Raw genomic sequence first — 25,745 nt, 5'->3', positions numbered from 1 at the left:
TCGTGGGCCCGGATCCCAAAAAAAGATCACGGCTCCTCTTGATTTTGCGAGGTTGTATCGCAAACATAGCAAACATGACATCTCTTGACGTGCCTGCGACGCTGCTCGCTATCAGGGCCAGTCTGGACCTCACCCAGGCTCAGCTGGCAGAGAAGCTGGGCGTGTCGTTTGCGACGGTGAACCGCTGGGAGGGCGGCGGCAACAAGCCCCAGCGCGCCCCGATGGCGCGCATCCTGGATGTGGCGGCCGAGGCTGGCATTGACGTCGGGGACATCGAAGCGACTGCCACGCCTGCGCCCACCCGTCGGCGGGGACGCGCCGCAGCGACGACCAGCACCAGGTCCATGGAACAGATGCTCTGGGATGCGGCCAGCTCCATCCGAGGCGAGAAGGATGCGCCGAAGTTCAAGGACTACCTGCTCCCGCTGCTCTTCCTGAAGCGCCTCTCTGACGTCTTCGACGACGAGATCGCTCGCCTTGCCGAAGAGTTCGGTGACCGCGGAGGTGGCATTGGAGATCGCCGAGTCCGACCACAGCCTGCTGCGCTTCTACCTCCCGCCCGAGGCGCGTTGGGCGGTCATCAGCGGCCGCGACTGCGCTTCGAGTGGCCAGTAGATGATCGCGGCCGGTCGACGGCACCGCGAGACATCGGGGAGCACCTGACCAAGGCAGTCCGGGCCGTTGTGCGCCACAACCCCGATCTGTCTGGTGTGATCGACGTTGTCGACTTCGCCGCCGAGCGCAACGGCGAGCGCGACATCAACCCAGCCAAGCTGCGCGGCGTCGTCGAAACCTTCTCCGACCCTCGCTACCGGCTCGGTCTCGCCGACGTGCAGCCGGACTTCCTCGGCCGGGCGTACGAGTATCTGCTTCGGAAGTTCGCCGAAGGCTCGGGCCAGAGCGCCGGCGAATTCTTCACTCCGACCGAAGTCGGCTTCCTGATGGCGAACATCCTGCGGCCGAAGCCAGGGGAGACCTGCCACGACTACGCGTGCGGCTCGGGTGGGCTCCTCATCAAGCTGCAGCTCGTGGCCCGCGAGCTTGATCCCACTAGCAAGGTACCGCTCAAGTTGTACGGGCAGGAGCTCCAGGCCGAGAGCTACGCAGTGGCTCGGATGAACACGATCATCCACGACATGGACGTCGACCTGCGCGCGCGGCGACACCATGATCAACCCCAAGTTCCGCGATGTCGCTGGCTCGCTGATGCGCTTCGACCTTGTAGTCGCCAACCCGATGTGGAACCAACCCTTCGACTCGGACCTCTTCGCCGACGATCCCTTCGACCGGTTCCTCAAGGCGGGCGGCGCGACCTCCGGCAAGGGCGACTGGGCCTGGCTGCAGCACACGCATCTCGACAATGAACGACGAGCGGCCGGGCGGCTGTCGTCCTCGATACCGGTGCCGTGACCCGTGGTTCGGGCTCGAAGAACGAGGACAAGGAGCGCAACATCCGGAAGTGGTTCGTCGACCACGACCTGATCGAGGGCGTAATCCTGCTGCCCGAGAACCTCTTCTACAACACCCCCGCCGCAGGGCGTGATTGTCATCCTCAACAAGCGCAAGCCGGCGGCCCGTAAGGACAAAATCCTCCTTCTGAACGCCTCGCGTCACTTCACGAAGGGGAAGCCCAAGAACCACCTGACTCGGGCTGACGTCGCCTCTCTTGCGCAGCAGTACCACGCCTGGACCGACGTCGAAGGCGTCGTGCGTGTCATCGGCACCGAGGACGCGGTGGCGGCTGACTACAACCTGAGCCCAAGCCGCTGGGTGACCCAGGCGAAGCTTGCGGGATGCGGCCCCCATCGCGACCCTGATCGAGCAGGCGCGTGCGCTCGCCACCGAGGGCCGAGCGATCGATGAGCGACTGTTCGCCCTGCTGGCGCCCCTCGCTGCCGTAGAAGCCGATCCGGAAGGGGTGGAGGGATGACCGCGCTGGCTGATGACGGGTTGGCCGAGCTCGACTCCTTGCCTGCTGGGTGGACCGCTGGGGTTCTCGGCGACTACATCGAGCGCCCGGAGTACGGCTACACGGATAGCGCGTCGGACGACGCGAGCGGTACCAAGTTCCTCCGCATTACCGACATCCAGGGCGGCCAGGTCGACTGGGTGACGGTGCCGTACTGCAAGTGCCCGCCGGACGTGCTCCGCAGCAAGCGCCTGCTCCCCGGAGACGTGGTGGTCGCTCGTATCGGGGCGACGACCGGTAAGTCGTTCTACATCGGCACGACGCCCGACGATGCGGTCTTTGCCTCGTACCTGATCCGGCTGAGAGCCAAGCGGCGCAAACTCCTGCCGAGGTACCTGTACTTCTACATGCAGACCGATGAGTACTGGGCGCACATCGATCTGCACAAGGGTGACCGGCTCAAGGGCGGCGTGAACATCGCCGTCCTGGAGTCCATGCCGGTCGTGATTCCGCCGGTCGAGGAGCAGGCTCGCATTGTGCAGGTTCTGGACCTTCTCCAGGCCGCGGTGCGCTCGGAGTCGGCTTGTGCGGTTCAGGCCACCACACTCGGTGACGGCGCCCTGGCCGAGCTGTTCTCCCTCGGTCTTCGGCGCGAACCGCAGCAGGAGACCGAGATCGGCCTCATGCCGGCAAGCTGGCGTCCCCGGCCCATCGCGGACCTCTGTGACATCTGGAGCGGGGGGACGCCTCGTAAGGCCGAGAAGGCGTACTGGACGGGTGACATCCCGTGGGTGTCTGGGAAGGACTTGAAGTCGGCGTCGCTCGATGACGCCGCTGACCACGCTTCGGCCGCTGGCGTCGCTGCCGGGAGTCGTCTCGCACCGGCCGACGCGGTCCTGCTCCTCGTCCGTGGAATGGGCCTGGCCAAGGATCTGCCGGTCGCGCAGATCACCCGTCCCATGGCGTTCAACCAAGACGTCAAGGCCTTGGTCTCACGCAGCACCTTCTCCGGACGCTTCCTTCGGGCGGCGATCTACGCCGGCAAGGAGCGCTTGTTGCGCCAGATCGCACGGTCGGCCCACGGCACCATGACACTCAACCTCCACGACATCGAGACCTTCGAGGTCGCGTGTCCGACGGATCCCGACGAGGCGGAGCAGATCGTCGCCATCCTCGAGACGATCGAGCTCAAGCGTAGGCACCACCTGCGGAAGGGTGAGGCGTTCCAGGAACTTCTGGACGCGCTTCTGCACGGCCTGTTCTCCGGGACGACCACGGTGGACGAGCTCGATCTCTCGGCACTGCCACTGGCTCCGACCGACGCTCAGGAGGGTGCAGAGTGACCACGCTCAAGATCAACGAGGGCGACACCGTGCAGTTCCCGATGGTGAAGCACGCCGTCGAGATCGGCTGGTCGCCGCTTAACCCGGCCGAGGCGGAGGCCAAGCGCCAGGGGCGCGCCAACATGATCTTCCGCGACGACCTGGAGGCCAAGTTGCTGGTGTTCAACGCCTGGCTGAGCGAGGACCAGGCGCGCGCCATCGTCGACACCATCGACGCGCTGCCGACCACGATCGAGGGCAACCGCGAGGTGTTGGCCTGGATCCGGGGCGAGCGCCAGTGGTACGACGAGGCTGAGAAGCGTCACCGCCCGATCCAGGTCATCGACTTCGACGCGCCCAGTAACAACGACTTCGTCGTCACGTGGGAGTGGAAGATCGAGCCGCTCGCTCGTAAGGGCAACCGTGCCGACGTCATGTTTGTCGTCAACGGCGCTGCCGGTGGCGATCGTCGAGCACAAGAACCCGAAGGACGGCGGACGCGCTCGACCGGGCTGTGAAGCAGCTCCGGCGCTACGAGAAGGAGACCCCGGAGCTGCTGGCGGCTCGCCCAGCTCTTCAACGTCACCCACCTGCTCGACTACTGGTACGGCGTGACGTGGAACGCCAACCGCCGCGTTCATCTCAAAGTGGAAGCAGACGCCGGACGAGGAGCTACCGCTTCGCAGTTCAGGCCTTCTTCGAGCCAACGGACTTCCTGCGCACTCTGCAGCACTGGATCCTCTTCTATGTCGAGGACGGCGAGACCAGGAAGTCCGTGCTACGCGAACACCAGCGGCGGGCAATCGACAAGATCGTCGGCCGCTGTGCCGACCCCGACAAGAATCGTGGTCTGATCTGGCACACCCAGGGATCCGGCAAGACCTTCACGTTGCTCACTGCAGCTCGCCTGGTCCTCGAAGACAAGGCGCGCTTCAACAATGGCACTGTCATCCTCATCGTCGACCGGACGGAACTGGAAGGGCAGCTGCGCGAGTGGGTTGACCGGCTCCTTGGCGAGATGCAGGCCAACGACATTGCGGTCCGCCGCGCCAACTCGAAGGTTGAGCTTCAGGACTTGTTGGACGCCGACTTCCGAGGCCTGATCATCTCGATGATCCACAAGTTCGAGGAGATCAAGAAGCACAGCTCGCCCCGCGACAACATCTACGTCTTCATCGATGAGGCGCACCGGTCGGTCGCCAAGGAGCTGGGCACCTACCTCATGGCGGCACTGCCCCAGGCCACCATAATCGGCTTTACCGGAACTCCGGTCGGCAGTGCCAAGGGCGGGTCCGGGTCCTTCCAGATCTTCGGTATGCAGGACGAGGACGGGTACCTCGACAGGTACTCGATCAAGGAGTCCATCGACGACGGCACGACGCTGCCCATCCGCTACATGATGGCTCCGTCGAACATGACCATCCCGACGGAGCAGCTCGACGAGGAGTTCTTTGCGCTCGCGGAAGGCGAGGATGTTACCGATGTCGAAGAGCTCAACAAGGTCCTTGACCGCGCCGTTGGCATTCGGGCGTTTCTGAGCGCCGACGACCGCGTCGAGCGGGTCGCTGAGTTCGTGGCGAACCACTTCAAGGAAAACGTCGACCCGCTGCACTACAAAGCGTTCCTGGTCGCGGTTGATCGCGCCACGTGTGCCAAGTACAAGAAGGCGCTCGATCAGCACCTGCCGCCGGAGTGGTCCGAGGTCGTTTACAGCAGCAACCCATCGGACGTGGTTGACCGCCCCGACGTCGCGGCACTCCAACTCAGCGAGACTCGCGAGCAGGAGGTGCGCAAGTCCTTCAAGAAGCCTGCGGAGCAGCCAAAGATCCTGATCGTCACGGACAAGCTGCTTACTGGCTACGACGCGCCTGTGCTCTACGCCATGTACCTCGACAAGCCGATGCGTGACCACGTTCTGCTTCAGGCCATCGCTCGGGTGAACCGGCCGTACGTCGACGCTGAGGGTGTCCAGAAGCGTGTGGGTCTGGTGGTCGACTTCGTCGGCGTCCTGCGGGAGCTCCAGAAGGCACTACGCTTCGACTCGGCCGACATCGGTGGGGCGATCGAAGACCTCGAGACCATGATGGAAGACCTTCACCGGCGCATCGGCGAGGCTGCAGACAATTACCTTCAGGTGAATTCGAGCTGACAGCCCGGACCAGCAGTTGGAGAAGGTCGTCTATGGCCGCTTCATCGACCCGGATGCGCGCAAGCAATTCTTCGATGACTACAAGGACGTCGAGGCGTTGTGGGAGATTCTCTCTCCCTCGGCGGAACTGCGCGACCACATCCAGACGTACAAGCGCCTCAGCCAGCTCTACGCCGCGGTGCGCAACGCCTTCTCCGAGACTGGCGGCTTCCTCGGCGACCTTGAGTACAAGACGCGCCGCCTCATCGAGAGCAGCGCTGAGCAGGAGGGGCTTGGCCGCATCGCGAAGGTTGTCACCTTCGATGTCGAGACCCTCGAGCAGCTCAAGGGCGAGGACGGCCCCGAGGAAGGCAAGGTCTACAACCTCCTTCGCGGGCTCCGGAAGGAGATGGACGATGACCCGGCGAAGGCAGTGGTGCTGCGTGCCTTGAAGGAGCGAGCGGATCAGGTGATCAAGAACCTAGAGGAGCGCAAGATCACGGGCATGGCCGCGATGGACGAGATCGCGGCGTTGGTCGTCGAGAAGGAGGCGGCACGCAAGGCCGCTGAGGCGAGTGGTCTCAGCGACGTCGGCTTCGCTGTCCACTGGGAGCTCAGCCGCGACGAGCGGCTCACGAGCGCCGGCCTCGACACGCTGGCAGTGGCCCGCGAAGTCGAGACCCTGCTCGGCAAGTTCCCAAACTGGATCGAGAACACGGACGAGCAGCGCCGACTCCGACTGAACCTCTACAAGCCGGTCATCAAGTTGCCCGACGAGCAGCGCAAGGCAGCCGTGGAACAGATCATGCAGGTGCTTGAACAGACGGCAGGAGACTGATGTCCTCGCTCTACCCGGATCAGCAGCTAAGGCGTCGCGCCATGGCCTGGGCGCTGCGCATCAAGGTCAACCCCGAGCGGGTCGACATCGCTGACATGCCGAAGAAGTGGGGCTCGTGCACCAGCGAGGGCGTAGTGACCTTTGCCGACGAGTTAGCAGAGACTGACGAGGCCTTCCAGGACTACGTCATCGTCCACGAGCTACTGCATCTCCGGTACAAGACGCATGGCAAGCGGTTCCAGGCCATGATGTCCGCCCTCGTCCCCAACTGGCGCGAGTTGGAGCGTCAAAGCAGACATTCGACTGACCGACAGACAGGGCGATGATCGATGGCTTTCCAGGGCAAGACCAAGAAGGTCCAGCAGCAGTTCGACACTCCCGAGGAGATGTACCTGCGCGGATCGCTGCCGAGGACGGCAGGTGCCGTGAGCGGCTTGTGGATTCACCAGGGCGACGTGCTCCGGGCCTACGCCGAAGTGCATCAGAAGACTCCTGACCTGGCGCTTGAGCTGCCGACTGGCACTGGCAAGACGATGCCTGGGCTGCTCATCGCGGAGTGGGTGCGCCGCAAGGCCGACGGGCCAATTCTGTACGCCGCACCAACGCGGCAACTGGCCGACCAGGTGCTCACGACGGCCAAGACCGAGGGAGTACCTGCTCGCCTATTGGTTGGCAGTCACCATTCCTGGAGCCCGACAGACGAAGCCGACGTCGAAGGCGGTGAGGCCATCGCGATCACGACGTACAGCTCAATCTTCAACAGCCACCCGAAACTGCCCGAGCCGCGCCTCATCGTGCTCGACGACGCCCATGCCGGCGAACAGTTCGTGGGCGAGCAGTACGGCATCACGATTCGCCGTCACGAAGCGGAAGCGGCGTACCTGGCAGTCCTGGACGCTCTACGGCCGTTCCTTTCGGGCCTCCAGATCCAGCGGCTTCAGGGCGCTCCGGACCCCGGGGCACATCATCAGGTGCGGCTCATCCTGCCGCCAGTGGTCCCAACTGCGATGGCACAGCTGGACGAGGCGCTGTCGAGTCTCGGGGGTGACTTCAAGTTCCAGCTCGCGATGATTCGCGGGGGGCTCGCGTCCTGCTGCGTCTACCTCTCCTACGGTGGCATCCAGATCCGCCCGATGATCCCGCCGACGTTTGAGAACAAGGTGTTTTCCCGTGCTGGCCAGCGCGTGTATCTTTCGGCGACCCTCGGCTCTGGCGGTGAGCTCGAACGGGCGTTTGGCCGCTCGGAGATCACTCGGATGCCGCTACCCTCCAAGACCCCGCCACGCTCCGGCCGTCGCTTGTTCGTCTTCCCCGATCTGGTGAAGGGCGGCGACTCGGTCGGCGTCACGAAGAGCATCGTGGGCGTCACGAACAAGGCGCTGGTGCTAAGCCAGACGACGACTGCGGTTGCCGAGCAGGTTGCGCGGTCGCTCGCCGGAGAGGGCGTACCGGTGTTCGGTAAGGAAGTTGTCGAGCATGGCCTCGCGACGTTCGCGAAGGCACCGATGGGCGTACTGGGTCTGGCCAACCGGTACGACGGTATGGACCTGCCAGGCGACGACTGCCGCATTGTGGTGCTGGGCGGCAAGCCAGACGCCGTCAGTCTCCAAGAGAAGTTCCTCAGCGAGCGCGCAGAGGCCAGTGCTGCGTTGGCGGAGCGGCTGCGCACCCGGATCGTCCAGGGTGCCGGACGCGCCACCCGTGGCCCGAACGACTACGCCGTGGTGCTCGTCGTCGGCACGGACATCATGCGGTACTTCTCGCGCCGGGAGAACCAGACCGCCCTCGACCCCGAGCTGCAAGCCGAGGTCCAGTTTGGTTGGAAGAACAGCAGGGGCGAAGACCCCACAGACATCTTGGACAACGTCCGGACCTTCCTCACCCACGACACCGACTGGATGGAGGGCGGTGAGCCGCTGGTCGGCGAGTTCCGGGAGGAGGCCGAGAAGATCGAGGCGCCCGGTACTGCGGCACTCGGTGAGTCTGCGACGCTCGAAGTCGAGGCGTGGGAACTGGCATTCAACGATGACTGGATCGCGGCCAGCCAGAAGCTTGAGGACGCGGCGCGGGCGGTCGGCAAGGGCGGCGACGCAACCCGGGGCTACCGGGGACTGCTGCTCTACCTGGCCGGTGCTTGGCTCCACCTTGGTGCCGAGAGTGAGGCGCACCGTGCCCATTCGCGGGAACTCATTCGCAACGCCGCGAAGGCGTCGGTCCGGGGGACGTGGCTGAAGGAGATGAAGGAGCTGCCCGGCGCCGAGGAGGTGCCGCTGGCAGCCGCCGACGCCGTGGCGGTCAACAACCTTGTCGCCAGGCTTACGGGAAACTTCAAGGCAAACAAGATCAAGGAGAACCTCGCCGAGATGTGCGCGGCGCTCGGCCGGGACGAGGCAGTGGCGTACGAGGTCGGACTGACCAATCTCGGGAACTTCCTCGGGGCTGAGGCTGCCAAGCCGAGCGGGCAGGGAAGGTGTGACTCGGCGTGGCGCTGGGACTCGGCGTTGTGGCTGACGATTGAGGCGAAGTCGGAGGAACGCTCAGATGGCCTGCTGCCGCTCAAGGACATCCGGCAGGCCAACACACAGCTCGACCAGCTGGCGACGGACCGAAGCGTTGACCACGCGCCAGCGGGAAGTCCGACGATCATCGTCTCGGATCGCTTGACCGTCTCGCCGGAACACGCTCCAGTGGCAAATCCCAACGTCTACCTGGCGTCGACTGACGTGGTCAGACAGATTGCGGGCGACGTAATGGCAGTCTGGGTGGACCTGCTTGCAGTCGCAGCCAAGCACGAGGCGGTTCACGTTCTAAAGCGTCATGTGCAGGAGACGTTGACGGAGAACGGCTGCCTTCCGACTCAGGTGGTCGACCGCCTTACACAGGAGCGCATCCGACCGGGCGACTGACGAGGGTGTCAGCGGAAGTCCAGCTTTGTCGGTACACCTTGCGACAATGGCACCCGTGAAGTTCAAGCGCCGCAACGTCGAAGCCCTCGGCTCCCTCATAGTGGGCAACGTTGGCCGCGACGACGCGGAGAACGAAGACGAGGCTAAGTACTTTCCGTACCGCTCCAGCATGTACATCACGGAGTTCTTCCAAGAGCTGGATACGGAGTACCAGCACGACGGATCGACTCGTCACCGCTGGGTTGCCGACGTCGTGGAAGAGCTGCTGGCCGAGTCTCACGACGGTCCGACGCATCCGCCGGAGATCTTCTGTCGCCTCATCGACCAGCTCATGAGCCCAGCCGATCGGCTCAACGAAGGTCCGGATCGACCGCGCGCACTGGCCCAGCTCAACGAGGTCCTCGGCCGCGAAGGTTTCGAGGCGTTCTACGGCGAGGACAACCACTGCTACCTGCGCCACGTCGGCACCCAGGCGGTCACGGTGCTGTCGGCGAACCCGCACCGCCCGTTCAGCAAAGTCGAGATGGAACGACGCGAGCAACTGTCGACTTACCTCGACAGCTGCAGCGAGGACGACCTCATCGAGGAAGTGCTGCTCCCGCTCTTTCGCCAACTCGGCTTCCACCGCATCACCGCGGCGGGGCATAAGGACAAGGCGCTGGAGTACGGCAAAGACATCTGGATGCGCTACACCCTGCCCACCCAGCACATCCTGTACTTCGGCATCCAGGCGAAGAAGGGGAAGCTCGACGCCGCTGGCGTGACCAAGTCCGGCAACGCCAACATGGCCGAGATCCACCACCAGGCCCTCATGATGCCGCCCACGAGATCTTCGACCCCGAGACGAACCGCCGCGTGCTCGTTGATCACGCGTTCATCGTGGCGGGTGGTGAGATCACCAAGCAGGCGCGCAACTGGCTCGGCAACGCGCTCGACGCCGCCAAGCGCAGCCAGATCCTGTTCATGGACCGCGACGACATCCTCAACCTCTACGTGGTCACCAACCTGCCGCTACCGGAGGGTGCCTTGCCTGCGCCGGCGCCGTCACCGTGGTCCACCTCTGACGAGCCCCCGTTCTGATGCACAGCGTGTCGGCGGACGATTGCGTCAGACCGGACCACAATTGTGGTAGCGTTTCACGCAACTGCTGAGGGGGATTTAGATGAGCTCGACGACTGAGTCACCGTTCGAACCGAACCCGGAGGGAGGTCTGGACGCCTTCGGGCTATCGACGGAGATCTTTCACAACGGACTGCGACCTGGCGCGTCGCGGGCCGCGAACCGCACTGCCCTGGCGCTCGACTCGACGCCAGGGACGGACATCTACCACGACGGCATGGAGCAGCTCGCACAGTTGCTGTACCCCGCTGGGTGGCGCCTCGTCATGGTCGATGGACAGCCGCGCCTTCTGCATCCGGATCGCGTCGTCGCCTTCACGATCTCGTCGGGCATCAATGTTGGACAGTGGAATATGCGCATGCCGCGCACGCGCCGGAAGGGCAAGGCGACGCGGCTGGCGCTCGCCCCGCAGGAGCCCCACCCGAGCCTGCTCGACGACCTTGAGTATGAGTCCATGGAGGAGTTGGTGGCAGCTGCCCAGAATGCACCGCTGTACTTTCTCCTCGTCGAGCGAACGGTTCAGGGCAACGGCCTCCACCTTGAGTTCTCGCGGCCGTCCGAGATGACGGATGGCGGCAGCGTGAACAACTGGGCGGACCGGATCCCGGTCGGGTTCTTGGATCTGGAGGGAGACCTATCGGTCTTCGACAACCCGGATGACGGCGACGAGTTCGACGTCCCAGTCGAGCCTCGCTGACGCGGGTCGGTGATCTAGTTGCTTCCTCACCATGTTTAATCCGAGCCGACTGAAGCTGGCCCGTCTCCGACTTGGCTACACGCTGACGCGTCTGGCGAAGGAAAGTGGCGTATCGCCGCGGTCACTCACGGATTACGAGAACGACAAGCGCCCGCCGAGCGAGGAAACCCTGCTTAAGCTGGCTTCCGCGCTATCAGTCCCGCGTTCGTTCTTCGAGCGTGACCCGATCGAGCCGATTCCGACGGAGGCTGCGAGCTTCCGCGAGCTTAGCAAGGCAACCGCCACGCGCCGGGATGCTGTCCTGGCGACTGCTGCGCTCACCTTGGAGTTCTACGCCGAGATCGAGCAGCGCTTCCGGTTGCCTGATCCGAGCATCCCCACGTTCGACAAGCTAGTGCCGGAACAGGCAGCAGAACTCGTGCGTCGTCAGTGGAACCTCGGGGATCGCCCGATCTCAAACATGGTGCACCTGCTGGAGGCGAAGGGGGTGCGACTGGCATCCCTGAACCATGACTACGACGACATCGACGCCTTCTGCTTCTACAGAGACGCCGTCCCGTACGTCTTCCTTAACACCAGCAAGTCGGCCGAGCGTCAGCGCTTCGACGCAGCCCACGAGTTGGCACACCTGGTGCTGCACAGCGAGTTGGAGATGGACCCGAGCACCTCCAAGTTTCGGGAGGCCGAGGCGAACGCGTTCGCCTCGAGCTTTCTCATGCCGCGCAGCGCCGTGCTGGGGCAGCTCATGGTTGGCGCGAGTGTGGAGCGGGTTCTGACCGCACGCTCCTTCTGGAAGGTCTCGGCGATGGCGATGACTCACCGACTTCATGAGCTTCACCTGCTCAGCGATTGGCAATACCGCTCGACGTGCATCTCGTTGTCAGACCGTGGCTACCGCAAGGCGGAGCCGGGCGGGATAGTGCCGGAGACGTCGCAATTGCCGCGCAAGGTGATGTACGGGGCCGAGGCGCGGGTTAGCGTGCGCGACGCGGCAGCGGCGCTGGACATTGATGTCGGCGAGGTGCGCGAGTACGTGCGGCACTTGGTTCCACTGAGCGCGTAGCAAGACCGGCTTTCGTGATGGCGAGTGGTGTCTGCAACGCCTTGGTTCGTCTCGATCGAGGCGCGGAGTCGGCGGATCCCCCAGGCTGAATGGCTCGTGAAGCCTCCAGCCGCACGTGCCACTTTCCTGTCAAGACATCGCGAGCGCCGTGGCCGACGCTCGTCGGCATGACCTTTCAGCGCCTCATTGCCCAGGCCATCGAACCCGTACCGCAGCGGCGCCAGGACTACGGCAAGTCGCTGCGCATCCTGGCGCCCCAGGCGACTCTCACCAAGCCTCTCAGCGAGTGCGACGACTGGACCGACCTCATGCCGCCCTCGCCCGTAGCCAAGCCGAATCGCTGGAGTCCAGCGCTTGCTATGGAGCGGCTCGGCCTCGTACAGGCTGCTTGGCCTGCTGGACGCAACGACACCTGCCACGGACTCATCTCAGGTCGGGAGGTCTCCCTCCGCCCGAACGCGCCCTTCCCGCTGGTCGTGTTCTTCCACGAGCTGGGTCACTTCGTGCTTGGCCACTCATTCAAGCGTGCCAGCCGCCGGGATTGCGACTCGATGCAGGAGATCATGGCCGAGACCGTCGCCTTCGCCATGACCGCGATGGTCGGCGCCGTTACCTACGACAGCCTCTCCGTCAGCTGGTTCTACCTGGCCAACTGGTCCCAGGGGCTCGACCTGGCCGACGAGCTCACGCCGGAGCGCATCGCGGACGTCAATTCCGGGATCGACAAGGTCTGGCGGTCGGGGTGGTAACGAACGAGGACTCCGAATTGCCTGGCGCACCTCGGTGCAGGTGCTTTCTGCATGGCGAAATACGCAATTCATAGTAAAATAGAGATATATGACAAACCAAGAACTATTCGAAGACCTAAAGCAGTACATAGATGGCCGGTTCAACCAGGTTGAAGATCGGTTCGAGAAGATCGACGCTAGTGCCGCGGATTTGAAGTTGTTGGACGGTTGGCCTTCGCCAGGATCTGATCGGCGGTCTTGGTCCACACGAACGGATGCGCTCTTTCGTGCCAGCCGTCGATGAAGGCGCGGATCTTGGCGTTGAGGTCCTTGACCGACTTGAACACCCCGCGGCGGATCGCCTGCCGCTCGACGATGCCGAACCAGACCTCGACCAGGTTCATCCAGGAGGCATGGGTCGGGGTGAAGTGCACGACGAAGCGCGGGTTGTCGGCCAGCCAGGTCTTCACGTTCAGGTGCTTGTGCGCGGCGTAGTTGTCCATCACCAAGTGCAGCTCGACCGGCTGCCCGTCGGCGTCGCGGACGTCGCGGTAGGCCCGCTCGATCTGCTTGAGGAACGCCAAGAACTCTTGATGACGATGGCGCGGCTTGAGCGCCGCGGTGACCTGCCCGGTCGCGATGTCGAGCGCTGCGAACAGCGTGGTGGTGCCATGCCGGTAGTAGTCGTGCGACCTGCGCTCGACCTTGCCCGGTTGCATCGGCAAGATCGGGACCGTCCTGTCCAGCGCCTGGATCTGGGACTTCTCGTCCACGCACAGCACGATCGCGTTCTCCGGCGGCGCCAGGTACAGCCCGCAGATGTCGGTCACCTTCCCGACCAGCTCGGGGTCGGTGGAGAACCGGAACGACTCCGCCTTCCACGGCTTGACGCCGTAGGCCGACCAGGCTCGGGCGACCGACTTGTGGGAGATCTTCAGCCGGTTGGCCAGCAGCCGGGTGGACCAGTGCGTGACACCGAGTTTCTTCGGTGGCGGCTTCAACGTCTCGGCCACGATCGCCCGGTGATCGAGCTCCCGCGGACGTCCCGAACGCGGAGCATCTGCCAGCCCCGCCAGTCCCTTGGACTGGTAGCGATCCCGCCAGCCCAGCACCGTGGTCACCGTCGCACCGACCAACTCCGCGATCCGCGTATTCGCCACCCCGTCGGCCGCGAGCAACACGATCCGCGCCCGCTTCGCCGCCGACGCCGGCACCGTCGAAGCCCGGGCCCACCGCTCAAGCTCCTCGCGATCGCCTGGACGCAGAACCAATGCAGGAGCAGGACGATTCGCCATGCCTCATGATTTCAGATCCCAACTATCTAGGAACTTACGACACGCGGCACTAGGTTCGAGCAGATTGATGCCAAGTTCGGCCAAATTGACGCGAAGTTCGATCAGATCGACGCGCGGTTCGACAAGTTGGACGCCAAGATCGACTCGCTCCGTACAGAACTCATCGACGGCATGAATCAGCAGACTGAAACGATCGTCCGCCACATCGACAGCCTTGAGCATCGGCACTCTGCCCGCCTCGATGATCACGAGATGCGGATTGGCGCGCTCGAAAACGCGAGGTGACCACGCGCGCCAGCTCCAAGCTCCTCGTAGTGTTCTCGGCCAGTGCTCTGATCCTTGTCAGCAGCGCCTGGCTCCGATGGCATAGACGAGGAGCGGAGCACTCACTCGTGAGGCGTCGCCCGCCGCAGGATCGCCCGCACCGTCTCCACGTGGATCCCGTAGGCCCGCGCCAGCTCCTTCTTGAAGGCTCCCTCGCGGTGCCGCTGCACCAGCTCAGCCTGCTGAGTGTCCGAGAGGCGGACTTGCCGCTGCTTGCTGGGCGACAGCACGCTGCCAGCAGATGTCCGCCTGACCTGCGACTTCTTGCCGTCGAGCATCCGCTGCAGGGCGACGCAGGGGTTCGATAGTTGTCCTGTTAGGTCCACCGAGTGAAAACGGCGGTCTACCTGCAAACGCAGTTTGGCCGCCGTTTTCGCGTGGGTGGGGGTGAGGCCAGGCCAACTCCGGACAGTAACCTCACCGGTCCCCGAGCACGAACCTGCCGAATGCCGGACCCGGGCGGGCGGTCAGGGTCATCTCACCGTCCATCTCGGTCAGGCGGCCGCCGAGCAACTCGACGGTTCCGTCCGGTGCCCAGTAGTAGAGATGCGGACTGAGAACCCCGCCAGGGTTGGTCTCGGGGTCTTCGTCGATCGTGATGCTGTCGACGAGTTGCGCGATCGCGATGATGTCGACCCAGTTGTCCGGATCGAGCGTCTTGAACACAAGCGCGTGACGGTTCGGCACCCCGAACGCGACGCCGTACGGCGCGGGGCCGACGTACTCGCCGAGAGTGGCCAGGTTCGCTGCGCGTGATGCGACGAAGTAGGACTCGCCACCCAACCCGCGACAGCCGTACTCCTCGATCTCGAAGGCCTCGTCGATCGACTCCCGATCCGTGTTGGCCTGCCCGAGTCGAAACAGCGTTTCCACGTCCAGTCCGAGCCCTGGCAACGACTTCGTCGTCACCGTCGATACTGTCGTTGGCGAGTCGATCGCTAGACCGATCACCAGCCCGTCGGCGAAAGGCCGAGCGTAGGAGAGACCCTCGGGGTCCAGATCAGCCGGGTATAGGCGCGTCCGGATGCCTCCCAAGATCTCCGCTTCGGAGTGGTGGCTGACAGGCCCCTGAGCGATCATGTCGTTGGCCGCGGTGAGCCAGCGGTCGACGTGGCGTTGCCATTCCGACTCCGGCTGGGCTACAGCGCGAGCGATCATGTTCGTCAGCCAGAGTTCCAGCCCGATCGACTCCACACTGATGCCGTATTCGCCGCCGCCCATCATGACCTTGTAGTCGTGGCCGGTCGTCTTGAACGCGTCGAGCGCCATCAGCAGCACGCGCTGCTCGGGTGTCCATTCCTCTTCCATGGTGCGGAGGCTACGGCGCAACTTTGCATCGAGGGTGAATCCTGGACCTGGCTCGCCCAGGACTGTGCTGGTTATCGCCTGACGACCGCGGTGAGATACGAGACTTCCTCCAGCCAGGCACCGAGGCGACCGCCTTCGCTGACCGTACGCAGCCGCTGCTCGGTGGCCTCGCGGTCGGCTTCAGGCACTGCGAGCAGCAGATGATCGCCCGCGCGCAATGAGGTGTGCTCGTCGGGTACGAACACGCGACCCTCGCGGTGAATCAGCGCCAGCGCAACAGAGGCAGGCAGCCTCAGATCGGTGGCGTAGACGCCGACCATCCGCGAGCGGTCCGGGACCGTGAACTGGACCAGGTTGGCGTCGAGTGCCTCCAGAGGAGCGACTTCGAGATCGAGTGACTGGGTGACACCCTGCACGGTCACGCCCGTACGCCGGGCCACCCACGGGAGCGTCGGCGCCTGGATCAGCGTGAAGACCACGACCAGCACGAAGACCACGTCGAAGATCCGGTAGGCCGACGGCAGGTCTTGAGTAATCGGGATGGTGGCGAGCACGATCGGGACAGCTCCGCGTAGCCCCGCCCACGACAAGAACGCCTGATGGCGCAACGGGATCCGCCACCACGAGGCGCAGAGGACCACGGACAGCGGGCGGGCGATCAGGGTCAGGCCGAGCCCTACGATCGCGGCGGGCAGCAGGGCGTCTGGCAGTCGCGACGGGCTGGCGAGCAGCCCGAGCATCACGAAGAGACCGATCTGAGACAGCCAGCCGAGACCCTCGGCGAAACCGGCCGTCGACTGCCGGTGCGGGAGTCGGGCGTTGCCCAGCCACAGACCTGCGACATAGATCGCCATCAAGCCACTCGCGCCGGCCAGGCCCGCCACTGCGAACGCCAGGAACAGGATCGTGACGGTGGCCAACGGGTAAAGGCCCGCATTGGGCAGCGCGCTGCGCTGCAGTAGTTCCTGACCGATCCGTGCGATCGCCAGGCCGAGCACGGCACCGGCAATCAGTTGATAGCCGATCAGGCCCGCGATCGCGAAGCCGTTGGCCGAATGCCAGGCGTCACTGGCCACAACCGTCACCAAGATGATCACGGGAGGGTCGTTGAATCCCGATTCGGCTTCCAAGGTGGCGCGCAACCGCGGCCGGATCGGGAGTCGACGCATCACCGAGAAGGTCGCGGCGGCGTCGGTAGAGCCGACGACCGCGCCGAGCAGGAGCGCCGTCCGCACGTCGACGTCGAGCGCGAGGTAGGCGATCGCGGCGGTGACCAGCACGCTGACCACCACACCCAAGGTGGCGAGTAGACCCGCCAGGCCGGCGACTGGGCGTACGTCTTCCCACCGGGTGCTGAACCCGCCTTCACCCAAGATCACGGCCAGGGCCAACGTCGCGAGGATCATCGTGAGGTTGACATCCTCGAACGGAAGCCCGAGGCCGGACTCGCCGACTGCCAACCCGATCGCGAGATAGAGCAGCAGGCTCGGCAGGCCCGCGCGCGCGGACACACGTACGGCCGCCACCCCGGCCAGAATGACCAGGGCAGCGCCAAGGATGAAGAGTTCGAGACTCATCAGGGCGGGCCGCTCACAATGTTTCCTTAAGTGTCTGGTCGGGTCCCCCCGACGCCCAGCGCTGGATCGGCGGCAGAAGCCAGGGGGCCCGCTGACCTCGAGTCTGCCGGTCAGGCCCGGCTCGCAACATGGGGTCCAGCCCCCATTCGCGTCGATGCGGCACCCTTGAGCCATGCAGACCGAGCGAGCGCTACCGCTGTTTTGGCGAGTCCTGCTCCTCAACGGAGCCGTCTTCCTGCTCGGCACAGCGGCCCTGGTCGCCTCGCCGGCAACCGTCTCGTCGCGCCCGGTGCTCGCGGAGGCTGTCATCTTGACCGGCGGGCTCGGGGTGATGCTGGTGGCCAACGCACTGCTCCTGCGACTCACCTTCCGCCCGTTGCATCAACTGGCCGGATCGGTCGAGTTTGCCGACGGGCTCGCCGACGTGCCGGTGCCGCGCGCCGAGCCGGCGCAACGGATCGGGCGCGCGGTCAATGGCCTGCTCGACCGGATCGCCGAGGAGCAGCGCTCGGCTGCCTTGCAGGCGCTCACGGCTCAGGAGGCTGAGCGTTCTCGGATCGCGCAGGAGCTCCACGACGGAGTGGGCCAGTCGCTGACGGTGGCGCTATTGGCGCTGGGTCTGGCCGAGCAGGCGTCGGATGACGAACGCTCGGCCGCGTTGACGCGGGCCCGCGACGCCACGCGTGACAGCCTCGACCAGGTGAAGGCGGTGGCGCGGCGTCTGCGCCCACACGTGCTCGACGAGCTTGGCTTACGCAGTGCCCTGGCGTCAGTCATCGAGGACCTGTTCGGTGCCGGCGACGTGGCGATCAGTCGCGGCTTCAGTCCTGCGCTCCCGCATCTCGACGAAGCGACCGAGTTGGTCCTCTTCCGGGTTGCGCAGGAGGCGCTGACCAACGTGGCTCGTCATGCTCGGGCGGGCAAGGTCGAGGTCACGTTGGCTCCCCTGGGGTCAGAGGTCGAACTGGTGATCACCGACGACGGCATCGGGTCGACCGGGGCCGTCGAGGGCACCGGTGTCGCGGGGATGCGTGACCGGGCTGCGTTGGTCGGCGGAGAGTTGACCGTGTCCGGCGCGGAGGGCGGGGGCACGCGCGTACGCCTGCTGGTGCCGGGAGTCGTGCGGTGACGGCGGCCCGGGTCCTCCTGGCCGACGATCACGCGCTCGTACGGCAGGGCGTACGCCTGATCTTGGACCAGCAACCCGATCTCACCGTCGTCGCCGAGGCAGCGGACGGCGCCGAGGCCGTCGCGATGGTCCGAGACCAGGCGATCGACCTGGCGATCCTCGATGTGTCCATGCCGACCATGACCGGCCTCCAAGCCGCAGCCGAGATCTCCAGACGCCGTGACGCACCCAAGATCTTGATCTTGTCGATGCACGACAACGAGCAGTATTTCTATGAGGCGCTGCGCGTGGGAGCGTCGGGGTACGTCCTGAAATCGGTGGCCGACCGTGACCTCGTCGATGCCTGCCGGGCGGCGTTGCAGGGCCGGTCGTTTCTTTATCCGGGTGTCGAGAGTGCGCTCGTACGCGACTATCTCGCGCGCGCTCGGCGCGGGGAGCGGCTGCCGACTGCGGTCCTGACGCCACGTGAGGACCAGGTCGTCAAGCAGATCGCGGAGGGGAGAACCTCACGTGAGATCGCCACGCTGCTCAGCATCTCGGTCAAGACCGTAGACCGGCACCGCGAGAACATCCTGAACAAGCTCGGGATGCGCGATCGCACCGAGCTGACCCGTTATGCGATCCGGGCCGGGCTGATCGAGCCCTGATCGCGGATCAGCAAGGGCAGTGAACCATCGGTCAGCGCCATGAAAGTCGCCACAGTCAGCATCACGCGTGCGTGCAGGAAACGGGCCTGCTCGACCTGTTGCGCGGCACCGGGCAGCAGCGCGGTGGCGAGACTGCGAGTGCTCCAGAGGTCGAAGCCGAACGCCTGCGTCCCCTGCGCCTGCGCGTATCGGTTGGACGCCAACGTGGTGTCGGGCACCAGGTTGACCACGACACATGTCTCCTGATGGCTGCCCTCCAAGACCGGCACGCTGCCCGGATCGCGCTCCTCCAGCCAGGTCAATACCTCACCGCGACCCTCGAAGTAGCTGTCCGAACGACCCTGCAACACCACTGCGGCGCCGAGGACGCGTAGGAAGTGGTCACGGTCGAAGTCGTCGCCGAGCAGCAGGCGGGTCAGTCGTTTGAGATCGGCGACCAGCGTGCGGTCGGTGAGCGCGTCGAGGACGCTGCTCAGCCCGTCGATCGCGCCGCAGCCGACGAGGCTGCCCGATGCCGAATCGTCACGATGCCCGCCGGGACTCAGGCCGACATCGGTGCACGCGAGCACCATCCGCTGCGCGTCGGCGACGAACGTACTGTCGGCCAGGGCGTCCTGGTCGACGGCGAGACGCCAGGCGATCGCCGCTCCCGGGGCGCCGCCCGCCGCCTGCGGACCGAGGGTGCCTTCCTGCACGTCCGGGTTGTGCCGCCCATCCACGCAACGCGAGCGATGCTGAGAGGTGGTAGGGACGAAGAACGCCTCCAGTTCGAGTGCCGGGGCAAGCGCGTCGGCTCCAACGCTGCCCGGCCAGGTCACCTCTCCCATCCGGGCGGCGGCGAGGGTCGTACGACCGCTCACGTGATCGTCATGCCGCCGTCGACGGCGACGGTCTGGCCCGTGACATAGCCGCCCGCGTCGGAGGCCAACCAGACCAAGGTGGCGGCGAGTTCGCGACCGTCGCCCTTGCGGCCGGCGGGGATCCGGATGCCCATCATGTCCAGGTAGCCGTCGGGGTACTGCTCGGTCATCTCCGAGGCGAAGAAGCCCGGCGCGATCGCGTTGACCCGGATGCCCTTGCGCCCGGTCCACTGCTGGGCCAGGTCGCGGGTGAGGCCGATGATGCCCGCCTTGGAGGCGGCGTACGCGGCCTGGGGGAGCCCAGCCGTCGTGAGGCCGAGCACGCTGGAGATGTTGACGATCGACGAACCGGGCTGCATCACCCGACCACAGGCCTGCGCCATCCAATAGGAACCGTTGAGGTTGACGTCGATCACGTCGCGGAACTGCTCGGGTGTCTCGCGCGTGGCCGGGACAGCGGTGCCCACTCCCGCGTTGTTGACCAAGATGTCGACCCTGCCGAAACGCTCCATCGTCTCGGCGACAAGCCGGTCGCAGTCTTCGGGCTTGGCGACGTCGGTGACGACCGTGTGCACGCTGCGCCCATTGGTGCGTACGGCATCCGCCACGCTCTCCAGTTTGTCCGCACGGCGCGCGCCGAGCGCCACATCGGCACCGGCCTGGGCTAGCGCGTGGGCGAACGCGACGCCGAGGCCCGAGGAGGCACCCGTGACGATCGCGACCTTGCCGTCGAGGCGGAACATGTCGAGAACGCTCATGGTCGGACCCTAGCCCGCCGCGTGCTCGACCGCCCTCGGGAGGTCGCGCACCGACCTCGAACACAGCACCAGCCCGCATAACAAGACGTACGCCACCCCGCTGACGAGGAGGACGTCGCGATAGCCGAAAAGGTGGCCGAGTGGGCCGTACGCCATCTGTCCGATCGGCATCGCGATGAACGAGCCGAGCGCGTCATAAGACCACGCACGTGACTGCATCTCCTCGGGCACGTTCTCGTGCATCGCGAGGTTCCAACCAAGCGCGAAGACTTCGATGCCCAGCCCACCGATGAACGCACCGACCAGCAGCGCTCCCAGATGGGGCTCGACGCCGAGGATGACCATGGGCACGCCCATGAATGAGATGCCGAGCATCCCGTAGCGCAGCGGTCGTTCGAGTCGCACACGCAGCAGGATCAAGCCCATCAGGAACAGGCCGGCGGCTTCGGCCGACAACACATAGCCCCAGCCCTGGCGACCGATCGTCTCCTGCGCGACCACCGGTCCCAGCACGAACCAAGCGCCGTTGTGGATCAGGTTGAGCGCCCCGAAACCCAGCACGACGACCCAGAGCCAGGTGGTGGAGCGAAAGTACGTCCACCCCTCGCGCAACTCGCGCCACGTGTCCGGCGTCGCCTCGCTGGGCTCGCGGGCGGGGATGCGTACGCCCAACAACAGCGCAGCTGACAGCGCCCAGGTTGCGGCATCGATTGCCAGCGCCCACCCGCTGCCGACGGTCACGACGAGGAGGCCGCCGATGGTCGGACCGATGATCGTCATGCCGTTGCGGGTGATCGACAGCAGAGTGTTGGCCGACTGCAACTGATCGCGAGGGACCAACTGCGGCACCATGCTCGCCATCGCAGGCAGGGCGATCGCCGAGACCGCGCCGTGGATCACCGACAGCACGATCAGTGACCACAACTCGGCAGTGCCGGTGAGTACGAGCAACGCGATCAGGCCCTGGGCGAGGGCCGAGGTGATGTTGGAGAACTGCAAGACCAGCGTGCGTGGGAAGCGGTCGGAGATCACGCCGCCCCACAGCAGCAGCACGATCATCGGGATCGTGTGCGCGGCGAGCACCTGTCCAAGAGCCGATGCAGAGTCGGTGACATCGAGGACCGCGAAGGCCAACGCGATGTTGGCCATCATGTTGCCCAGCGTGTTGACGAACCGCGACCCGAAATACCAGGCGAAGTTGCGATCGCGCAGCGGAGCGAGCGACGCGCGCCAGGTCACTGCGCCACCCCCGGTGGCCACTCGCTCGGAGCCATCAGGAATGCCTGCGACGAGGCGCTGACGTGCACAGTTCCTCCCGTGTGCGAAGGGCGAGCGTGCTCGTGGAGCAGGTTCATCGCGGACCGGATCAGCCGAACGGCCTCGAGCCACGTCTCCGGCTCCACCCAGGTCTCGATGTCCGACGAACTGCCCGGGCCGGTCACGCGTTGGCCCAGTCGGCGGACGACCTCGTGGCCGGTCGCATGCTGCCAGGCGATCTCGTCCTCGGGGCTGGGGGGAGAGGAGGGACGCTCCGGATCGCCGCCGACCACATAGCGATAACGCTTGGCCGTGCCGCCGCGGATCTTCTCCTCGCCCTCGATGATGAGTTCACCGGCGTCGTGGAGCACGCGCAGGTGATAGCTGGCGTTGGCGTGGGTGAGGTCGAGGGTGCGTGCGACCTCCGCCGCGCTCATGGCTTCGGCGGTCAGCAAGGAGAGGATGCGCAGGCGTACGGGATGCGCGACTGAGCGCAGCGCGGAGATCGCTGCGTTGTCGGTGAGTTCGGCGGCCATCGGTCACCCTCCAAGGATCGTTGGACGGTTGATGATGACCGCGCGAGAACAGCACTGTCAAATGGTTCTTGGAGGGTGAGCCCCGAATGGACCCCGAGATGCCCCTGAGTCCACCCTTGGGCGGAACAAATCCGTTGGTTCCGCTGGTTAATGTGGATATCGAGCCCGCAGCAGCGGTCCCGACACCCTTGGGGGAGAGATGACCCAGCAGCCCGACTACGGCCAGCCGCCCACCTACGCGACGCCGCCGCAAGCCATGACACCCGGTGACGAGAAGACCTGGTCGGTGGTGGCGCACGGTGCCGCCCTCGCGGCGATGTTCTTCAGCGCCGGCTTCCTGGGTTTCCTCGGCTCGCTGGTCGTCTATCTGCTCTATCGCGATCGTGGCCCGTTCGTACGCGCACACTCGGCCAACTCGCTCAATATCCAGATCACCATGTTCCTGTGGTTGATCGGGCTCACCATTGCTGCCGTGGTGATCGGCATCCTCACCTTGGGCATCGCCTTGATCGTGCTGATCCCGCTGCTGATGGCTGCGCCGCTGTTCGCGGCCGTGCTGCACATCATCGGTCTGATGAAGGCCAACAACGGCGATTGGTGGGACCCGCCGATGACGATCCGGTTCGTCAGCTGAACCGACCGCGTCTGCTGGTAGCCCGGCCCCCGAACCACTGCGTGGGCTGGGTTACCATGGGCGACATGAGCCAGGTCCTGCTTCTTATCCTGCCGCGTCGATAACGCACCAACATCGATGCGGCTGCCCCTCGTTCTGAGGGGTTTTTTTGTGCCCGAACTGCAGGACCGACCAGGAGAAGACTGATGACCGAGGCAACGCCGGAGCAGGCGACGTACGACATCCATGCCGTCGAGGAGAAGTGGCTGCCCGTCTGGGAGCGGCTCGACCAGTTCCGTGCCGACGACGAGGCCGTGCTGTCGGGGCGCAAGGAGAAGAAGTACGCCCTGACGATGTTCCCCTACCCCTCAGGCGACCTGCACATGGGCCACGCCGAGGTCACCGCGCTGCACGACGTGATCGCCAGGTATTGGTGGCAGCAGGGCTTCGAGGTGCTGAACCCGATGGGCTGGGACTCCTTCGGTCTGCCCGCGGAGAACGCCGCGATCAAGAACGACGAGCACCCGGCGACGTACACCTACGGCAACATCGAGACGCAGTACGAATCCTTCCGCCGCTACGCATGCTCCTTCGACTGGTCGCGTCGTTTCAACACCTCCGACCCGGAGTACTACCGCTGGACCCAGTGGCTGTTCTTGAAACTGCGCGAGCAGGGACTGGCGTACCGCAAGAACTCGCCGGTGAACTGGTGCCCCAGCGACCAGACCGTGCTGGCCAACGAGCAGGTGCTGGCCGACGGCACCTGCGAACGCTGCGGCGCGATGGTCACCAAGCGCGACCTGACGCAGTGGTACTTCAAGACCACTAAGTACGCCGAGGAGTACCTGCGCTATCTGGACGAACTGCAAGACACCTGGATCGGCAAGGTCGTCAACGCCCAGCGCAATTGGATCGGTCGCTCCGAGGGTGCACACGTCGACTTCGCGATCGAGGGTCAGGACCCGGTGCGGGTCTACACCACGCGCCCGGACACGATCTTCGGCACGACGTTCATGGTGATCGCCGTGGACTCGCCACTGGCCGAGTCGCTGGTCAGCGACGCCCGACGCGAGGCGTTCGAGGCGTACCGCGAAGAGACCCGCAAGGCCTCCGACATCGACCGGTTGTCCACCGAACGCCCCAAGACGGGCGTGGACCTGGGTGTGCAGGCGATCAATCCGGTGACGGGGCAACCGATGCCGGTCTGGGCGACCGACTACGTGCTGGCCGACTACGGCACCGGCGCGGTGATGGGCGTTCCTGGCGGGGATCAGCGCGACTGGGAGTTCGCGACGCAGATGGGCCTGCCGATCATTCGTACGACCGAGGTCCCCGAGGACTTCGACGGTGAGGCGTACGCGGGCGAGGGCGCGGCGATCAACTCGCCGGCTCCTGGGGTCACGAGCGACCTGGACATCAACGGCCTGTCGGTGGCCGACGCCAAGCGCGCCACCATCGACTTCCTGGAGGCCGCCGGCTCAGGCAAGGGCGCGGTCAACTACCGGCTGCGCGACTGGCTGCTGTCGCGACAGCGTTATTGGGGCGCTCCGATCCCGATCATCCACTGTCCTGTCGACGGCGAGGTCGCGGTCCCAGACGACCAACTGCCGGTGCTGCTGCCCGAGTTGCGGGGCGCGGATCTGAAGCCCAAGGGCACCTCGCCGCTGGGCGGCGCCGCGGAGTGGGTGAACGTCTCCTGCCCGACCTGTGGTGGGCCCGCGACTCGCGACACCGACACGATGGACACGTTCGTCGACTCGTCGTGGTACTTCTTGCGCTATCTGTCCCCACACGACAACACCCAGGCGTTCGACTCGACCCTGGCCAACGCGTGGGGTCCGGTCGATCTGTATATCGGCGGCGACGAGCACGCGGTGTTGCACCTGCTGTATTCGCGTTTCTTCACCAAGGCACTGCGCGACATGGGCCTGATCACCTGGGACGAGCCGTTCTCGGCGTACCTGTCCCAGGGCAAGGTGATCAACCAGGGCCGCAAGATGAGCAAGTCGCTGGGCAACGGCGTCAACCTGGGTGCGCAGTTGGAGGAGTTCGGTGTCGACGCGATCCGGTTGACGCTGGTCTTCGCCAGCCCGCCGGAGGACAACATCGACTGGGCCGACGTGTCGCCGGGCGGTTCGTTGCGCTTCCTGCAGCGTGCCTGGCGGCTCAGTGGCGACGTCACCTCGTCGCCCGGGGTGGACTTCGCCGGCGGCGACGTCGCCCTGCGTCGGATCACCCACCGCACGCTGCACGACGGCGCGCGTCTGATCGAGTCCTATCGTTTCAACGTCATGGTCGCGCGCGTCATGGAGTTGGTGAACGCCACCCGCAAGGCCATCGACTCCGGCTGCGGACCTGCCGACCCGGCCGTACGAGAGGCCACCGAGACCATCGCGATCATGCTGTCGCTGGTCGCGCCCTACACCGCCGAGGAGATGTGGGAGCGGCTGGGTCACGAGCCGACAGTGTCGCGTGCCGGCTGGCCGGGCGTGGACGAGTCTCTGCTGGTCGACGAGTCTGTGACCTGCGTCGTGCAGATCAAGGGCAAGGTGCGCGCGCGGCTGGAGGTCGCGCCCGACATCAGCGAGACCGACCTGGAGGCGGCGGCGCTGGCCGACCCGGCCGTCGTACGCGCCCTCGACGGCGCGACCGTGCGCAAGGTGATCGTGCGGGCGCCCAAGCTGGTGAATCTCGTCGTGTGATCGGTGGTTGAGGAGGCCGCATGGCGGCC

General features: G+C 65.4%; 25 protein-coding genes and 1 pseudogene. 17 read left to right on the top strand and 9 right to left on the bottom strand.

The window, feature by feature from the left end:
* The first annotated feature begins 74 nt into the window (after nt 1-74).
* The 13 genes and pseudogenes from V9G04_10015 (at nt 75) to V9G04_09955 (ending at nt 12,731) form a co-directional block, all read left to right on the top strand.
* The gene (locus V9G04_10015; GenBank protein ID MEI2713604.1) at nt 75-1,364 is read left to right on the top strand and encodes an N-6 DNA methylase; all 1,290 of its coding nucleotides are present in this window, start codon (nt 75-77) and stop codon (nt 1,362-1,364) included.
* A 15-nt stretch (nt 1,365-1,379) separates the two neighbouring features.
* Nucleotides 1,380-1,580, top strand: a pseudogene (locus V9G04_10010) (N-6 DNA methylase).
* 206 nt (nt 1,581-1,786) lie between these two features.
* Complete coding sequence (locus V9G04_10005) at nt 1,787-1,930, top strand: hypothetical protein (GenBank protein ID MEI2713603.1); 144 nt, start codon at nt 1,787-1,789, stop codon at nt 1,928-1,930.
* Entirely contained in the window at nt 1,927-3,252 is a 1,326-nt protein-coding gene (locus tag V9G04_10000; protein MEI2713602.1) for a restriction endonuclease subunit S, read from the top strand. The genes V9G04_10005 and V9G04_10000 overlap by 4 nt, the downstream gene beginning before the upstream one ends.
* Nucleotides 3,249-3,749 (top strand): type I restriction endonuclease, encoded by a 501-nt coding sequence (locus V9G04_09995; GenBank protein ID MEI2713601.1) that lies wholly within the window; start codon nt 3,249-3,251, stop codon nt 3,747-3,749. Before V9G04_10000 ends, V9G04_09995 begins: the two co-directional genes overlap by 4 nt.
* Nucleotides 3,746-5,380: an HsdR family type I site-specific deoxyribonuclease gene (locus V9G04_09990; GenBank protein MEI2713600.1), complete on the top strand. Its 1,635-nt coding sequence runs from the start codon at nt 3,746-3,748 to the stop codon at nt 5,378-5,380. Before V9G04_09995 ends, V9G04_09990 begins: the two co-directional genes overlap by 4 nt.
* A 16-nt stretch (nt 5,381-5,396) precedes the next feature.
* Nucleotides 5,397-6,197, top strand: a complete 801-nt coding sequence (locus tag V9G04_09985; GenBank protein MEI2713599.1) for a type I restriction enzyme endonuclease domain-containing protein — start codon at nt 5,397-5,399, stop codon at nt 6,195-6,197.
* On the top strand, nt 6,197-6,523 hold the full coding sequence (locus V9G04_09980; protein MEI2713598.1) for a M48 family metallopeptidase: 327 nt from the start codon (nt 6,197-6,199) through the stop codon (nt 6,521-6,523). The genes V9G04_09985 and V9G04_09980 overlap by 1 nt, the downstream gene beginning before the upstream one ends.
* Nucleotides 6,524-6,526: 3 nt before the next feature.
* Nucleotides 6,527-9,103, top strand: a complete 2,577-nt coding sequence (locus V9G04_09975) for a DEAD/DEAH box helicase (GenBank protein ID MEI2713597.1) — start codon at nt 6,527-6,529, stop codon at nt 9,101-9,103.
* A 55-nt stretch (nt 9,104-9,158) separates the two neighbouring features.
* Nucleotides 9,159-10,235, top strand: coding sequence for a hypothetical protein (locus tag V9G04_09970; GenBank protein ID MEI2713596.1), 1,077 nt, complete (start codon nt 9,159-9,161; stop codon nt 10,233-10,235).
* A 204-nt stretch (nt 10,236-10,439) separates the two neighbouring features.
* Nucleotides 10,440-10,919, top strand: a complete 480-nt coding sequence (locus tag V9G04_09965; GenBank protein ID MEI2713595.1) for a hypothetical protein — start codon at nt 10,440-10,442, stop codon at nt 10,917-10,919.
* A 31-nt stretch (nt 10,920-10,950) separates the two neighbouring features.
* Complete coding sequence (locus V9G04_09960; GenBank protein ID MEI2713594.1) at nt 10,951-11,982, top strand: ImmA/IrrE family metallo-endopeptidase; 1,032 nt, start codon at nt 10,951-10,953, stop codon at nt 11,980-11,982.
* 167 nt (nt 11,983-12,149) lie between these two features.
* Nucleotides 12,150-12,731 (top strand): hypothetical protein, encoded by a 582-nt coding sequence (locus V9G04_09955; GenBank protein ID MEI2713593.1) that lies wholly within the window; start codon nt 12,150-12,152, stop codon nt 12,729-12,731.
* Between the two features lie 176 nt (nt 12,732-12,907).
* On the opposite strand, the gene V9G04_09950 is transcribed toward V9G04_09955, so the two are convergent.
* The 5 genes from V9G04_09950 to V9G04_09930 all read right to left on the bottom strand — a co-directional run bounded on the left by V9G04_09950 (nt 12,908) and on the right by V9G04_09930 (nt 17,214).
* The gene (locus V9G04_09950) at nt 12,908-14,005 is read right to left on the bottom strand and encodes an IS630 family transposase (GenBank protein MEI2713592.1); all 1,098 of its coding nucleotides are present in this window, start codon (nt 14,003-14,005) and stop codon (nt 12,908-12,910) included.
* Nucleotides 14,006-14,008: 3 nt separating this feature from the next.
* Nucleotides 14,009-14,254, bottom strand: coding sequence for a hypothetical protein (locus V9G04_09945; protein ID MEI2713591.1), 246 nt, complete (start codon nt 14,252-14,254; stop codon nt 14,009-14,011).
* A 137-nt stretch (nt 14,255-14,391) separates the two neighbouring features.
* Complete coding sequence (locus tag V9G04_09940) at nt 14,392-14,607, bottom strand: hypothetical protein (protein ID MEI2713590.1); 216 nt, start codon at nt 14,605-14,607, stop codon at nt 14,392-14,394.
* Between the two features lie 139 nt (nt 14,608-14,746).
* Nucleotides 14,747-15,637: a hypothetical protein gene (locus tag V9G04_09935; GenBank protein MEI2713589.1), complete on the bottom strand. Its 891-nt coding sequence runs from the start codon at nt 15,635-15,637 to the stop codon at nt 14,747-14,749.
* A gap of 71 nt (nt 15,638-15,708) precedes the next feature.
* Nucleotides 15,709-17,214 carry a potassium/proton antiporter gene (locus tag V9G04_09930; protein ID MEI2713588.1) on the bottom strand — a complete coding sequence of 502 codons (1,506 nt, stop codon included), beginning with the start codon at nt 17,212-17,214 and terminating at the stop codon, nt 15,709-15,711.
* Nucleotides 17,215-17,386: 172 nt separating this feature from the next.
* On the opposite strand from V9G04_09930, the gene V9G04_09925 reads away from it, so the two are divergent.
* A complete protein-coding gene (locus V9G04_09925) occupies nt 17,387-18,343 on the top strand; it encodes a sensor histidine kinase (protein MEI2713587.1) in 957 nt (318 codons plus the stop codon).
* Entirely contained in the window at nt 18,340-18,990 is a 651-nt protein-coding gene (locus V9G04_09920) for a response regulator transcription factor (GenBank protein ID MEI2713586.1), read from the top strand. Before V9G04_09925 ends, V9G04_09920 begins: the two co-directional genes overlap by 4 nt.
* Here V9G04_09920 and V9G04_09915 read toward each other — a convergent pair.
* The 4 genes from V9G04_09915 to V9G04_09900 are packed head-to-tail and all read right to left on the bottom strand — an operon-like array spanning nt 18,957 to nt 22,401.
* On the bottom strand, nt 18,957-19,850 hold the full coding sequence (locus tag V9G04_09915) for a cadmium-containing carbonic anhydrase (protein MEI2713585.1): 894 nt from the start codon (nt 19,848-19,850) through the stop codon (nt 18,957-18,959). The genes V9G04_09920 and V9G04_09915 overlap by 34 nt on opposite strands.
* Complete coding sequence (locus V9G04_09910; GenBank protein ID MEI2713584.1) at nt 19,847-20,608, bottom strand: 3-oxoacyl-ACP reductase family protein; 762 nt, start codon at nt 20,606-20,608, stop codon at nt 19,847-19,849. The genes V9G04_09915 and V9G04_09910 overlap by 4 nt, the downstream gene beginning before the upstream one ends.
* A gap of 9 nt (nt 20,609-20,617) precedes the next feature.
* Nucleotides 20,618-21,847 (bottom strand): MFS transporter, encoded by a 1,230-nt coding sequence (locus tag V9G04_09905; protein MEI2713583.1) that lies wholly within the window; start codon nt 21,845-21,847, stop codon nt 20,618-20,620.
* Entirely contained in the window at nt 21,844-22,401 is a 558-nt protein-coding gene (locus tag V9G04_09900) for a helix-turn-helix domain-containing protein (protein MEI2713582.1), read from the bottom strand. The genes V9G04_09905 and V9G04_09900 overlap by 4 nt, the downstream gene beginning before the upstream one ends.
* A 199-nt stretch (nt 22,402-22,600) precedes the next feature.
* Here V9G04_09900 and V9G04_09895 point away from each other — a divergent pair, with 199 nt between their 5' ends.
* Nucleotides 22,601-23,035, top strand: a complete 435-nt coding sequence (locus tag V9G04_09895; protein ID MEI2713581.1) for a DUF4870 domain-containing protein — start codon at nt 22,601-22,603, stop codon at nt 23,033-23,035.
* 185 nt (nt 23,036-23,220) lie between these two features.
* Nucleotides 23,221-25,716 (top strand): leucine--tRNA ligase, encoded by a 2,496-nt coding sequence (gene leuS / locus V9G04_09890; protein ID MEI2713580.1) that lies wholly within the window; start codon nt 23,221-23,223, stop codon nt 25,714-25,716.
* The last annotated feature ends 29 nt before the right edge of the window (nt 25,717-25,745 follow it).

The organism is Nocardioides sp., from assembly GCA_037045645.1.
Taxonomy (GTDB): domain Bacteria; phylum Actinomycetota; class Actinomycetes; order Propionibacteriales; family Nocardioidaceae; genus Nocardioides.
The sequence above is the reverse complement of the archived record's forward strand: the minus strand, read 5'-3'. Positions and strand labels throughout refer to the sequence as shown.